This window comes from Arthrobacter sp. HMWF013 (assembly GCF_003061105.1).
In the GTDB taxonomy this organism is placed as follows: domain Bacteria; phylum Actinomycetota; class Actinomycetes; order Actinomycetales; family Micrococcaceae; genus Arthrobacter.
Genome location: NZ_QAIQ01000592.1, coordinates 1,456 through 15,062, shown reverse-complemented (window position 1 = coordinate 15,062; position 13,607 = coordinate 1,456). Strand labels below are relative to the sequence as shown.

The window sequence follows — 13,607 nt, the reverse complement described above, 5'->3', positions numbered from 1 at the left end:
CGCCGAACACCGACGCGAAGACGGTGACCAGCGCGATCAGCGCCCGGTTCGCAAGTGAAAGTTGTGCCAGCCGGAACATCGCGTTCTCTCCTGTGGGTTGGGTGGACCAGTGCGGACCGGGCCGTCCTGCCTGCTTGCCCCCGCAGGGTCAGCGGTTGGCGGGAATGCTGTCCAGCTGGAGTGACTTGGCGGTTGCCGTTTCGAGTTCCGCGGCCAGTTCCGGGTTCTCGTCGAGCTTGACTCCGTAGCCGGGCATCATGTCCTTCAGTTTCCCCTGCCAGCCCTTGAAATTCTTCGGGAAGGCCTTCTGGAGAAGTTCGATCATGATGGGCACTGCCGTGGAGGCTCCGGGTGAAGCGCCGAGCAGGGCACCGATGGAGCCATCGCGGCCGGCGATGACTTCGGTGCCGAACTGCAGCACTCCGCCCTTCTTGGGGTCTTTCTTGATGATCTGTACACGCTGGCCGGCAGTAATCAGTTCCCAGTCGCCGTCTTTTGCCTCGGGGTAGTACTCGCGCAGCGCCTCCACTTTGTCGGCGTGCTTTTTGGCGACCTCCTTGACGAGGTACGCCGTGAGGTCCATGTTGTCCTTGGCTACGGCAAGCATCGGAATGATGTTGCCCGGCCGGATGGACAAGGGCAGGTCGAGGTAGGAGCCGTTTTTCAGGAAGTTGGTGGAGAACCCGGCGTAAGGACCGAAGAGGAGCGAACGCTTTCCGTCCACGTACCGGGTATCAAGGTGCGGGACGGACATGGGCGGCGCGCCAACCGAAGCCTGGCCGTAGACCTTGGCGCTGTGCTGGGCGGCGAGCTTTTCGTCCGTGCAGCGGAAGAACTGGCCGGACACGGGAAACCCGCCGTAGCCTTTGCTCTCCGGGATGCCGGACGCCTGCAGGAGGTGCAGCGCTCCGCCACCGGCGCCCACGAACACAAACCTGGCATTGATCTTGCCGTGCTCTCCGGACCTGGGGTGCTTGATGGAGAGGTCCCAGCCGCCGTCGGATGATTTGGAAATCCCGCTGACGTCATGCCCGTAGTTGATCTCCACCCCGTTGTTACCGAGGTAGGTGGTCAGTTCCCGGGTCAGGGCACCGAAATCGACGTCGGTGCCCTCGGCCGCGCGCGTGGCGGCGATGCGCTGCTGCCGGTCGCGGCCCTTGACGATCAGCGGAGCCCATTTGGCGATCTGCGCGTGGTCTTCGGAGTACTCCATGCTGCGGAAAAGCGTGTGCGACTTGAGCGCTTCGTAGCGGTTCTTAAGGAATGTGGTGTTGTTTTCACCGATGACAAAACTCATGTGCGGGACGGTGTTGATGAAGCCCTTCGGCGAGCCGATGAGCGATTCGTCCACAAGGTGGGACCAGAACTGCCGGGACAGCTGGAACTGCTCGTTGATCAGGACAGCCTTGGAAGGGTCCACTGAGCCGTCTTTGGCTGCAGGGGTGTAGTTGAGTTCGCACAGGGCGGCGTGGCCGGTTCCGGCGTTGTTCCACGGGTCCGAGCTTTCCAGCCCCGGCTGGTCCAGCCGTTCGAACAGGGAGATGGTCCAGTTCGGCTCAAGCTGCTTGATGAAGGCGCCGAGCGTGGCGCTCATGATGCCCCCGCCAATCAGGACGACGTCGGCATGTTGGGTCTTGGATATGAAGGTCACAATCAGTCTCCGATAGCAGCGGCTCTGGCTGTCACAGAATATCCCCGCACCGCCTGCATACTGAAATTGGCCGGGGCCGTCAAGACTTTAGCTGGACCTTTGTGAAAACTTCATTCAGGACCGGGGACGCAGGGTAGTTGCTGACCCGGTCCGACAGTGCAAGGGCTGAGATCGGGAAGGCGATGGGAACGGCCGGAACCGTCACCGCGATCTGGGCATTGATGCTGTGATACAGCTCATCACGCTCGTCGCCCGCCGGGAGCCCGCGGGCGCGGTTGATCTTGGAAAACACCTGCGGGTCCTGGTAACCGAACTCGCCGTTCTTTTCGCCGAACAGCGGCCCCACGAAGTTGTCAGCGTCAGCGTAGGCGCCGTTCCAGCCCAGCAGGTGCAGTGCGTGGTCCCCGGGGGACTGGACTTTCTGGAGATAGCCGTCGGACCAGTCCACCGGGACAGGTTTGATGTTCAGGCCGACGGCGGTCAGCTGCCGGCTGAGCTCCGCATAGATTTTCTCCGGTGTGGGCAGGTACGGGCGGGTGGCGTTGAGCGGGTAGTAAAACCTGAGTTCCTCGCCTTTGTAGCCGCCCTGGGCCAGGTAGGTTTTGGCCTTTTCAGGATCGTGGCCCAGAGCGGGTGCCTCGTTGTTAAAACCGCTGATCTTGGGCGGGACGAACTGGGAGGCCTTGGCCGTGTTGTCGATAAAGAACTTGCGGATCAGGGTGTCTTTGTCGATCGCCAGCTCTATCGCCTGCCGGACCTTCTCGTTCTGCAGGACAGGCACATCCTGGTTGATGCCCAGGTACATCACGGAAAAGGGATCACGCTGGACAATCTGCATTCCGCGTTTAACCAGCTGGTCGAAGTTGCCCACGGTGACGGCGTCGTAGCCGTCGATCTTGCCGTCCAACAGGGCCTGAAGGCGCGTCTGGGGGTGATCGTAGGTGACGAAGTTGATGGTGGAGATCTGTCCGCGGTCGCCCCAGTAATCCGGGTGCGTGACCAGCTGGACGCTTGCGTCGTCCCACGCGGCAAGGCTGAACGGACCGGTCCCCACCGGGTTGGTGGCGAAACGGGAGACGGTGTTGCCGCTCCGGGTCTGGTCCAGGACGTCAGCTGTCCCCGCACTGAGGGCTGCGGGGGACGCAATGGCAAACGCCGGCAGGGTGAGCGCCTGCAGGAACGCGGTAAAGCGCTGCGTCAGATCAATCCGGACAGTGTCAGCGGACACGGCGGTGCAGCTTTTGAAGATGGAAAGGGCTGCCTCGTCGGAATGCGCTTTGAAGACGCCCTTAAAAGAACTGCCGGGCGCCTGCCGCCGCAGATCCGCTGAAAAGGCGAACCAGCGGTTGAAGTTGGCGCACACGGCGTCGGCGTTAAAGGGGGTGCCGTCCTGGAAGGTGACGCCGCTGCGCAGTTTGAAGGTATAGGCCCGGCCTTCGTCGGATTCGTTCCATTCCGTGGCCAGCAACGGGGTGGGTTTGCCGGTGGTCTGGTCCACGCCCACGAGGCCTTCAAGGATCTGCCTGGTGATCCTGTAGCTTTCCACATCGCTGGAGAGAGCCGGGTCAAGGCCCAGGGGCTGGGATGCCGTACCGAACGTAAATGTCTGCGTTGGTTCAGCGCCGGGAGCCGCCGTCGAAGGCGTCTCCGGGGTTGGGGACGGCGAGGGGCTGCCCGTGCACGAGGTCAGGCCCAGGGCCATAAAAACAGCACCGGTCTTGATAACCGTCCGCCGCGATGTACTGCTGGGCACTCGTGTATCACCTCTGGGCTGTCCGGCCGGCACCGCCGACTGCGGGCCAAAGGACACAGTCTAGTTGACCCAACCCGGTGCTTCCTGAACGCACCGGAACCGCGCTCGGCTCACATGCCACAAGGCCCGTTCCGGGTGGAACGGTCCTTGTGGCCGTGCGGTGCCGGGTTGGACTACTTGGGCATCAGTACCGAGTCGATCAGGTAGACGGTGGCGTTGGCCGTCTGGACGCCGCCGCAGATCACGCTGGCACCGTCAACCATGAGTGCGTCGCCGCTGCCGGTGACCGTGACTGAACCGCCCTGGACCGTGGCGTGGGTGCCGGCGATCTTGTCGGGAGTGATCTGGCCGGGGACCACGTGGTAGGTCAGGATCTTGCTGAGGAGCGCATCGTCCGTCTTGAGCGTTTCGATGGTCGCCGCGTCGATCTTCGCGAAGGCGTCGTCCACCGGGGCGAAGACTGTGAACTCGCTGCCGTTGAGCGTGTCCACCAGGTCAACCTTGGGGTTCAGCTTTCCGGAAACGGCTGCCGTCAGGGTGGTGAGGATCGGGTTGTTCGATGCCGCGACAGCTACCGGGTCCAGGGCCATGCCGGCCACAGAGCCTGCACCGGTGGGGACCTTTTCCGCATAGCCTGCACAGCCGGGGCCAACCAGGTTGGCTGCCGGGTCCATCGCTGCAGCAGTTGCGGACGGTGACGGAGCCATGCTGGACGTTGACGGTGCAGCGGACGGTGCTGCTGAGTTCGTGGCAGTTGTTGCTCCACCGCAGGCCGTGAGGCTGAGCAAGGCTGCAGCTGCAACGCCTGCGACGGTGAAGGTTGTGCGCTTGAATGACTGCATTGAATTTCTCCTTGTTTGTGCCGGTTTATTGCCTGCTGCAAACGAATTGTCTGCACTGGCTCTTTGCGACTGTTGGGCACCTGCCCTTGGCTGGTGTCTCAATGGGTATTCGGCTGTTACCCGGAAGCGGATGGGTAAACGAAAGGAGTTTTCTTTTCTTTAACAAAAAGAGATCCAGGCCGGTGGGCCTGGATCTCTTTAATCTGCATTTGTGCGCAAGGGGGGACTTGAACCCCCACGCCCGAAGGCACAGGAACCTAAATCCTGCGTGTCTGCCAATTCCACCACTCGCGCTTGGCCGTTGCCGACGCTGTATTTCAGGACTGCCCGGTGACCCGGCCAGGGCTCTGAAACGTACGACGGCGGATGCCAGCTTCCATTGTAGCCTCGGCGCCCAGGGGTTCGGCGTCAGCCCGTTCCCGGCCGGTTTCCGTCAGTCGTCCAGGTTGAGATCGCGCCGCAGTTTGGCCACATGGCCGGTGGCCCGGACGTTGTATTGGGCAAGCACCACTTTTCCACCGGCGTCCACAACGATGGTTGAACGGATGAGCCCCTGGTAGGTCTTTCCGTAGTTTTTCTTTTCACCCCAGGCGCCGTAGGCCTCCGCCACGGCGTGGTCCTCGTCTGACAGCACCGGAAAAGTCAGTGCCTCATGTGCAGTAAATGCGGCAAGCTTCCGGACGGGGTCGGGGGACACGCCCAGGACCCGGTACCCGGCGGAGGTGAAGGACGCCAGGCTGTCACGGAAATCGCACGCCTGTTTGGTGCAGCCGGGCGTCGAGGCTGCCGGGTAGAAGTAGATGATGGTGCTGCCGTTGCTGCCGCCGTTGCCGGCGGCCAGGCTTACGTCCTGCCCTGAAGCATCCTTAAGTGTGAAATCGGGTGCAATATCCCCTGTTAATAGTCTGTCAGCCACTGTTGATCTCCTCGTTGCAGGCGTGACACACCAGTTTAGTAAGCGTCAGGAACGGACGCGAACCGGCACTTGGCTATACTTGCTCGTATGCCTGACATGGATCACTGGCCCACTGGGCGCCTCTTGTCCACTGCGGCACGCCTCGTTGAACACTCCTGGAACGAGAAACTGAGCGCCATTGGATTGACGCACGCCGGCGTGATCGCTATCGAAGTGCTCTCCGCGCAGGGGTCCATGACTCAGGCCCAGTTGGCGCAGTATGTGCGCGTCCAGGCCCAGACCATGGGAAAAACCCTTAGCCGGTTGGAAGCCCACGGCCACATCGTGCGCGTGCGCAGCACCTCAGACCGCCGCAGCCAGGTGGTGTCCCTCACTGACAGCGGACGGGAAGCAGCCGTGGCTGCGGTGGAGATGGAGCGCTCCGTGCTCGCGGCCGCATCCATTGACCCCGAACTCCTGCGCCAGGAGCTCCAGGCGGTCGTCCGGGAGCTGGCCAGCCAGTTTTCCTCGCCCGTAGCCCGTGCCATGGTGGACCGCGCGCCGCTCGGACAGTGAATCTGACGCTCCCGGACAGGGGAGTCCAGCCGGGACGGCCGTTGCAGTTTCCTGCGGTGGCCGTGCCGGTTTTTTTTGATCAGTAGTTCCCTGACAACCAAAAACAGCCCCCGGCAGCGTTTCCGCTTGCCAGAGGCTGTTTTTTCCCTTGGTGCACCCCCCGGGACTTGAACCCGGAACCCATTGATTAAGAGTCAATTGCTCTGCCAATTGAGCTAGAGGTGCATCTCTTTGGTGGTGATCTCCCGGGCTTTTTCTTTCCCCGTTGATCTCCGCAACGACATGAAACTCTACACGAACTTTCGGTGCATGTGAAATCGAGGTGGCAGGCGGCTGCCGATTCACTCGCCGGGTGCCAGAACCAGCACAAAATCGGGGTTCTGGTTGTTGGTGAGCACCCAGAAACCGCCCTCGGGTGTCCGGACGACGTCCCTGATCCGGCCGTACTCACGTGTGAAATAGGCCACAGGGGCGCTGGCGTCTTCGCCTGCCAGACTGACGGTCCACAGGCGCTGGCCGCGCAGGGCGCCCAAGTATGCCGTGGACCCAACTATTTCCAGGCCGCTGGGCGAGGAATCCGCCGTCGAAGGCCACACCACCTTGGCGTCGCGGAACCCTTCCCGGTGCGGCGCTCCCGTGACAGCCGGCCACCCGTAGTTGGCTCCCGGCTCGATGAGGTTAAGTTCGTCATTGACATCCGGGCCGAATTCGCTGGCCCAGAGCCTGCCCTCGGCATCCCAGGCCAGCCCTTGGACGTTTCTGTGGCCCAGGCTGTAGACGGCGTTGCCGAACGGGTTGCCGGGTGCGGGTTCACCCCCAGGAGTCAGCCGCAGAATCTTCCCGCCGAGGGCGTTGGGGTCCTGTGGCTGTTCCCGCCGCTGCGAGTCTCCCGTGCCCACGTACAGGAAACCGTCCGGGCCGAACCGGATCCGGCCGCCGTTATGCGTGGATGCTTTGGGAATACCGGTAAAGATCACGTCAGGGTCGCCGAAGGCCAACGAGCCGTCGGGCCGTTCAATCAGCTCGACGCGGGCAATGCGGTTGTCCTCCGGGGACGTGAAATACAGGTAGAGATAACGGTCGGTCGCAAAACCGGGGGAGAGGGCCAGTCCCAGCAGGCCTCCTTCGCCCGCAGGTGCTACGCCGGCGACCTTGCCAATCGTTGCCGCCCGGCCGTCCCGGACTGCCTTCAGCAGTGCGGTGTCACGCTCGGAGATGATGGCGGTCCCGCTGGGCAGGAAGACCGTTGCCCAGGGAATCTCAAGCTGGAGGTCAAGCTTTCCTGTCACTGACAGGGGTCCGGCAGATGCCGTTCCGGCTTCTGTGCTGCTGCCGGTCGGGGCCTCATCACCATTACCGGTGCACCCTGACAGAAACAAAGCCAGGCCCAGGGCAATGCTGACCTTCCCGAGCAGGCGGCTCCCCGGCGACGCGGCCGCAGGGGAGCCTCTGAACGGAAAGCGGGCCGCCTTAGAGGCGCATCCGCCGGGGTGCGCGGAACCCGGCTGCCTCCGCATGCGCCGGGGACTCAAACCAGACGTCGGCCCTGATCTGCTCATAGTCAGCGTGCCCCTCTTCGTAGTAGACCATCGCCCCGGCATCGCCCTTGACGTCGAAGTCCGCCGGCCCGCTGCCGTCCGGACCAGGTGACGCTGAGCCTGCGCCGTAGGGCTGGTCGGCTGCCAAATGGCCGGTCGGTTCTGCGGTGGTTCCGTGGGCCCCCGTCGCCACGGGAGGCTCGGCCACATGACTGGCGGCTGTTTCCACCGCCGCGGATGACCTGGCGCTGTCAGAGGTTTCCGTTTCAGGGGCGCTGTCCGGAAGTCCCACCCCGGCGCGGGCAGTTGGAGCTTCGGCAGCGGCACGGGCCTCGCCGGGTGCCACCCGGGTCCCGGGTCCGGCGGGTTCGGTCTGCCCGGCTTCATCGGCCGCTTCGGCAGCGGCCGTTTCAGCTCCGGGCAGCGTCGGAGAGTGAGGTTCTGTGTATTCCGGATGGTGGACGTAGGAGGCTCCGGCCGCCTGAGGGGCCTCGGATAAGGGAGCAGTGGCGGCGCCCGATGCTTCGCGGGCTTCGTGCCGGTGGGTGGCTGCGTGGGAGCCGTCAGCTTCCGACCACTGGGTCTCCCACTCGCCCTGGTCTGTCACGTCAGAAGAGGTGCCCTCCTCAGAAGCGGTGCCCTTCTCAGGAGCAGGGCCCGCGTCCGGGACGGTGCCCGGGGCATCAGCCATAGCGCTGGCACCATGTGCAGTTGCCGGGCCGGGCGCGGCATTCAGATCAGGCCCGGTGCTTAGTGGTTCCACGCGGCGTAGCGGTTCGGCTGCCGCCGGTTCTGCGTGTCCGCTGGGCCGGTCAGGTTCTGCTGTTTCATCAACGGAGTCCCGTCCCGCCGCAGCCGCCCTGTGTTCAGCCGGGCGAGCAGGTTCGCGTGTCTCGTCCGCCGTCGTCGGGGCGGCCGGCTCGGCCGGACTGCCGAAACCTGCTGCGCTGGGGATCCCGGCTGTTCCTGCCGCAACCGCTGATGGCGCCGCGCTGCCGCCCGAGAGCCCGCCTTCTGCCCGTGGCGGCACCGCGCTGCCGGCCTTCGAGGACTTGTTGCGGTTAAGGAGCCACCACACAATGCCGACGATGAGCACGATGACGATAATCCAGAAGACAAAATCCATAGCGGAGCCCTTCAGTACGAATGGCGGGGTTGCCGTTCCCCTGACGGTACGTCGGCGCGAATGGGACTGTCTAGGGCTTCGCCGGTGCGCCGCCAAAGCAGGCTTCAGCCGCCTGTGCACTGCACTTTTCAGGTACAACGGGGCGCCTCACCACGCCGCGTGTCTCATTATTTGAGACAAGAGTCCAGCATTTGATCGAAATATGCGGCATTTTCTGCTTAACAGGGCCGTTACGGTCTTCGGGCCTCTTCCGGAGCCATAGACTTTCACCCATGAGTGAGGACACCCAGATCGCAACCGAGAACAAGATCGACATCAAGCCCCGAAGCCGGGTTGTCACCGACGGAATCCATGCAGCCCCCGCGCGCGGCATGTTCCGGGCGGTCGGCATGGGGGACGACGACTTCGCCAAACCCCAGGTCGGCGTTGCGAGTTCATGGAACGAAATTACTCCCTGCAACCTTTCCCTGAACCGGCTGGCCCAGGGCGCCAAAGAAGGCGTCCATGCCGGCGGCGGTTTCCCCATGCAGTTCGGCACCATCTCCGTCTCCGACGGAATCTCCATGGGCCATGAGGGCATGCACTTCTCACTCGTATCCCGTGAAGTCATCGCTGACTCCGTGGAAACCGTGATGCAGGCCGAGCGGATCGACGGCTCGGTCCTGCTGGCCGGCTGCGACAAGTCCCTCCCCGGCATGCTGATGGCAGCCGCCCGCCTGGACCTGGCGAGCGTCTTCCTCTACGCAGGCTCCATCATGCCCGGCTGGGTCAAGTTCGAGGACGGCTCCGAAAAGGAAGTCACCCTCATTGACGCCTTCGAGGCCGTCGGTGCGTGCGCCGCAGGCAAGATGAGCCTCGGAGACCTGGAACGCATCGAAAAGGCCATTTGCCCGGGTGAAGGCGCCTGTGGCGGCATGTACACGGCAAATACCATGGCCTGCATCGGCGAAGCGCTGGGCATGTCCCTGCCCGGTTCGGCTGCCCCGCCCTCGGCAGACCGCCGCCGTGATGAGTTCGCCCGCAAGTCAGGCGAAGCCGTGGTGAACCTGCTGCGCCTCGGTATTACCGCGCGGGACATCATGACCAAGAAGGCCTTCGAGAACGCCATCGCGGTCACCATGGCCTTCGGTGGTTCCACCAACGCCGTGCTGCACCTGCTCGCCATCGCCCGCGAGGCCGAAGTTGAGCTCACCCTCGAGGACTTCAACCGCATCGGCGACAAGATCCCGCACCTGGGCGACCTGAAGCCCTTCGGCCGATACGTCATGACCGACGTCGACAAGATCGGCGGCGTGCCGGTCATCATGCGCGCACTGCTCGACGCCGGCCTGCTCCACGGCGACTGCCTCACCGTCACCGGCAAAACCGTTGCCGAAAACCTTGAGGCGATCAACCCGCCGGACCTCGACGGCAAGATCCTCCGTGCACTGGACAACCCGATCCACAAGACCGGCGGCATTACCATCCTGCACGGCTCCATGGCCCCGGAAGGCGCTGTCGTCAAGAGCGCCGGCTTCGATGCCGACGTCTTCGAAGGAACTGCCCGCGTTTTCGAGCGCGAGCAGGGCGCCCTGGACGCGTTGGACAACGGCGCCATCAAGGCCGGCGACGTCGTCGTCATCCGCTACGAAGGCCCCAAGGGCGGTCCCGGCATGCGCGAGATGCTGGCGATTACCGGTGCCATCAAGGGCGCAGGCCTGGGCAAGGATGTCCTGCTCCTGACCGACGGCCGCTTCTCCGGCGGTACCACCGGCCTGTGCATCGGCCACGTTGCGCCGGAAGCGGTCGACGGCGGCCCCATCGCCTTCGTGAAGGACGGGGACCGGATCCGCGTGGACATCGCTGCCCGCAGCTTCGACCTGCTGGTGGACGAGGCCGAGCTCGAGTCGCGGAAGATCGGCTGGGAGCCGTTGCCCGCCAAGTTCACCAAGGGCGTCCTCGCAAAGTACGCCAAGCTGGTGCACAGCGCCTCCACCGGCGCATACTGCGGGTGATACCTTCCCTTGTGAGAGGTGCTGAGCGCCTCTCACAAGGGTCCCCTCGGTATCACCCTTATTAAGCCCTTCCGCCATGCGCGGTGAGGCTTCGGTGTGATCCTGCCGGAAATGGATCATTTAGTGGACGATGTAGTCCACATGGTGAGATCGCGTTGTGCTTCGTTGACACGCTTTCCACCAGAGGGAAAACTGAACGCATGATCGCATTCGTTACAAGCTGCGCCGCTGCAGAAGCAGTCGTCGTCCTTACCAAGCGCGTGGCTCCATAGCCTCCACTGGTAACGAACAGTCACGCGCAACCCCTCGAAAAGCCGCCAGGCTGAGGGGTTTTTTTATTTCCGCAGTTTCGACAGAACCACAGATGATCCACAAGGAAGAGTCCGATGAGCAAAGGATCGCCAATCAGCCCCTCGCTGATGGCTACAAAGTCCGCTGGAGCCCCCAAGGCTCCGGACCGTGCCGACCGAACGGCTGACGCCGTCGTCGAGCTTGCCGCTGTCTCTCCTGTCCTTGGACCGAACAACGTTGTACCCCCAACGGTGATGACCGGTTCAGAAGCTATTGTCCGTTCGCTCGAAGAACTCGGCGTCGACGATATTTTTGGTTTGCCCGGTGGCGCGATCCTGCCTACCTATGACCCCTTGATGGCCTCCAACATGAACCACGTATTGGTCCGTCACGAACAGGGAGCCGGCCACGCCGCGCAAGGCTACGCAATGGTTACCGGCCGGGTGGGCGTCTGCATCGCCACCTCCGGCCCCGGTGCCACCAACCTCGTTACCGCCATCATGGATGCCCACATGGATTCCGTGCCGCTGGTGGCCATCACCGGCCAGGTCTCCAGCGGCGTGATCGGCACAGACGCTTTCCAGGAAGCCGACATCGTGGGCATCACCATGCCCATCACCAAGCATTCATTCCTGGTAACCGACCCCAACGACATCCCGCATGTCATGGCGGAGGCCTTCCATCTGGCGTCCACCGGACGCCCCGGCCCCGTGCTGGTGGACGTGGCGAAGGATGCCCAGCAGGGGCAGATGACCTTTTCCTGGCCGCCCAAGATCGACCTTCCCGGATACCGCCCGGTCACCCGTGGGCACAACAAGCAGGTCCGTGAGGCAGCCAAGCTGATCGCGGCGGCCACCAAGCCGGTCCTGTACGTGGGTGGAGGCGTGGTCAAAGCCCATGCCTCCGCGGAGCTGCGTGAACTCGCAGAACTCACCGGCGCTCCCGTGGTCACCACCCTGATGGCCCGCGGTGTGTTCCCGGACTCCCACCCGCAGCACGTGGGCATGCCGGGCATGCATGGAACCGTGTCGGCGGTGACGGCGCTGCAGCAGTCAGATCTCCTGATTACCCTCGGAGCCCGCTTCGATGACCGGGTGACCGGCATCCTGAAGTCCTTCGCGCCGAACGCCAAGGTCATCCACGCGGACATCGATCCCGCCGAAATCTCCAAAAACCGGACAGCGGACGTGCCGATCGTCGGATCGGTCAAGGAAATCATTCCTGAGCTCACCGAGGCTGTCCGCCTGCAGTTCGAGGCAGCCGGCACACCGGACCTCACCACGTGGTGGGCCTTCCTGAACAACCTGAAGGAAACCTACCCGCTGGGCTGGACCGAACCGGAAGACGGACTGACGGCACCGCAGCGCGTTATCGAACGCATCGGTGCGCTGACCGGACCGGAAGGCATCTACGTTGCCGGTGTGGGCCAGCACCAGATGTGGGCGGCACAGTTCATCAAGTACGAGCGCCCGCACGCCTGGCTCAACTCGGGCGGTGCCGGGACCATGGGCTACGCGGTTCCCGCGGCCATGGGTGCCAAGGTGGGGGAGCCGGACCGCGTGGTCTGGGCCATCGACGGCGACGGCTGCTTCCAGATGACCAACCAGGAACTGGCCACATGCGCCATCAACAAGATTCCCATCAAGGTTGCCATCATCAACAACTCTTCGCTGGGAATGGTCCGGCAGTGGCAGACCCTCTTCTACGAGGGCCGCTACTCCAACACAGACCTCAACACCGGCCATGAGACAGTCCGGATTCCGGACTTCGTCAAGCTTGGTGAAGCCTATGGCTGTGCCTCTTTCCGGTGTGAGCGTGACGAGGACATTGACGCCACCATCCAGAAAGCCCTCGAAATCAACGACCGCCCTGTGGTCATCGACTTTGTGGTGAGCCCCGACTCCATGGTGTGGCCGATGGTGCCCGCCGGAGTCAGCAATGACCAGATCCAGGTTGCCCGCAACATGACCCCGGAATGGGAAGAGGAGGACTGATCATGAGCCGCCACACACTGTCCGTTCTGGTCGAAGACAAGCCCGGCGTACTGACCCGCGTCGCGAGCCTGTTCGCCCGCCGTGCCTTTAACATCAACTCCCTGGCCGTCGGCCCGACGGAAGTTCCGGGAATGTCCCGGATGACCGTCGTCGTCGACGCAGACGGTGACCTCATTGAACAGGTCACCAAGCAGCTCAATAAACTGATCAACGTGATCAAGATCGTTGAGCTGACCTCCGAATCTTCCGTACAGCGAGACCACATCCTGGTCAAGGTACGTGCGGATGCCGCAACACGTCTGCAGGTGACCCAGGCTGCAGACCTGTTCCGCGCTTCAGTGGTTGACGTCTCCACAGACTCAGTAGTCATTGAGGCAACAGGCCACCCCGAAAAGCTCACCGCACTGCTCTCAGTGCTCGAGCCTTTCGGCATCCGCGAAATTGTGCAGTCCGGCACCCTGGCCGTTGGACGGGGATCCCGCTCCATGAGTGACAGGGCTTTGCGCAGCGCCTAGGCGCAGCACCCAGCCCGTGCAGTACCGCAATACAACAGACTGTTTACACCAGAGAATCCACTCAAAAGGAGACACCCAAAGTGACTGAAATGTTCTACGACGACGACGCCGACCTGTCGATCATCCAGGGCCGCACCGTTGCCGTCATCGGTTACGGATCCCAGGGCCACGCCCACGCCCTGAGCCTGCGCGACTCCGGCGTCGACGTCCGCGTCGGCCTCAAGGAAGGCTCCAAGTCCCGTGCCAAGGCAGAAGCCGAGGGCCTGCGCGTCCTCAACGTCGCCGAAGCCGTTGCCGAGGCCGATCTCATCATGGTCCTCACCCCCGACCAGGTCCAGCGCCACGTCTACGCTGACGACATTGCCCCCAACCTGCAGGCAGGCGACGCCCTGTTCTTCGGCCACGGCTTCAACATCCGCTACGGCTACATCC

The 13,607-nt window shown here is 63.3% G+C and carries 11 protein-coding genes and 2 tRNA genes; 5 read left to right on the top strand and 8 right to left on the bottom strand.

Annotated elements, in window-relative coordinates; translation table 11 throughout:
- Nucleotides 1-148: 148 nt before the first annotated feature.
- The 5 genes from DBR22_RS20115 to bcp all read right to left on the bottom strand — a co-directional run bounded on the left by DBR22_RS20115 (nucleotide 149) and on the right by bcp (nucleotide 5,162).
- A complete protein-coding gene (locus DBR22_RS20115) occupies nucleotides 149-1,651 on the bottom strand; it encodes a malate:quinone oxidoreductase (RefSeq protein WP_108600456.1) in 1,503 nt (500 codons plus the stop codon).
- Between the two features lie 79 nt (nucleotides 1,652-1,730).
- On the bottom strand, nucleotides 1,731-3,353 hold the full coding sequence (locus DBR22_RS20110) for an ABC transporter substrate-binding protein (RefSeq protein ID WP_181365265.1): 1,623 nt from the start codon (nucleotides 3,351-3,353) through the stop codon (nucleotides 1,731-1,733).
- A gap of 224 nt (nucleotides 3,354-3,577) precedes the next feature.
- Complete coding sequence (locus DBR22_RS20105) at nucleotides 3,578-4,246, bottom strand: fasciclin domain-containing protein (protein ID WP_108600455.1); 669 nt, start codon at nucleotides 4,244-4,246, stop codon at nucleotides 3,578-3,580.
- Nucleotides 4,247-4,458: 212 nt separating this feature from the next.
- Nucleotides 4,459-4,540 (bottom strand) — tRNA-Leu (locus tag DBR22_RS20100).
- A gap of 139 nt (nucleotides 4,541-4,679) precedes the next feature.
- The gene (bcp, locus tag DBR22_RS20095; protein WP_108600454.1) at nucleotides 4,680-5,162 is read right to left on the bottom strand and encodes a thioredoxin-dependent thiol peroxidase; all 483 of its coding nucleotides are present in this window, start codon (nucleotides 5,160-5,162) and stop codon (nucleotides 4,680-4,682) included.
- A gap of 96 nt (nucleotides 5,163-5,258) precedes the next feature.
- Between bcp and DBR22_RS20090 the strand changes: the two genes are divergently transcribed.
- On the top strand, nucleotides 5,259-5,717 hold the full coding sequence (locus tag DBR22_RS20090; RefSeq protein WP_108600457.1) for a MarR family winged helix-turn-helix transcriptional regulator: 459 nt from the start codon (nucleotides 5,259-5,261) through the stop codon (nucleotides 5,715-5,717).
- A 149-nt stretch (nucleotides 5,718-5,866) separates the two neighbouring features.
- Here the strand turns inward: DBR22_RS20090 and DBR22_RS20085 are convergent.
- From DBR22_RS20085 to DBR22_RS20075, 3 genes are all read right to left on the bottom strand, one after another.
- Nucleotides 5,867-5,942: transfer RNA gene (locus tag DBR22_RS20085), tRNA-Lys, on the bottom strand.
- 116 nt (nucleotides 5,943-6,058) lie between these two features.
- Nucleotides 6,059-7,006: a PQQ-dependent sugar dehydrogenase gene (locus DBR22_RS20080; protein WP_375134999.1), complete on the bottom strand. Its 948-nt coding sequence runs from the start codon at nucleotides 7,004-7,006 to the stop codon at nucleotides 6,059-6,061.
- A gap of 181 nt (nucleotides 7,007-7,187) precedes the next feature.
- On the bottom strand, nucleotides 7,188-8,381 hold the full coding sequence (locus tag DBR22_RS20075) for a sunset domain-containing protein (protein ID WP_108600452.1): 1,194 nt from the start codon (nucleotides 8,379-8,381) through the stop codon (nucleotides 7,188-7,190).
- 272 nt (nucleotides 8,382-8,653) lie between these two features.
- On the opposite strand from DBR22_RS20075, the gene ilvD reads away from it, so the two are divergent.
- From ilvD to DBR22_RS24865, 4 genes are all read left to right on the top strand, one after another.
- A complete protein-coding gene (ilvD, locus tag DBR22_RS20070; protein WP_108600451.1) occupies nucleotides 8,654-10,375 on the top strand; it encodes a dihydroxy-acid dehydratase in 1,722 nt (573 codons plus the stop codon).
- A 386-nt stretch (nucleotides 10,376-10,761) separates the two neighbouring features.
- Nucleotides 10,762-12,660 (top strand): acetolactate synthase large subunit, encoded by a 1,899-nt coding sequence (locus DBR22_RS20065; protein WP_108600450.1) that lies wholly within the window; start codon nucleotides 10,762-10,764, stop codon nucleotides 12,658-12,660.
- Between the two features lie 2 nt (nucleotides 12,661-12,662).
- Nucleotides 12,663-13,175, top strand: coding sequence for an acetolactate synthase small subunit (ilvN, locus tag DBR22_RS20060; protein WP_108600449.1), 513 nt, complete (start codon nucleotides 12,663-12,665; stop codon nucleotides 13,173-13,175).
- Between the two features lie 89 nt (nucleotides 13,176-13,264).
- Nucleotides 13,265-13,607, top strand: a 343-nt coding sequence (locus DBR22_RS24865) for an NAD(P)-dependent oxidoreductase (RefSeq protein ID WP_375135000.1), incomplete at its 3' end; no start/stop codon positions are given.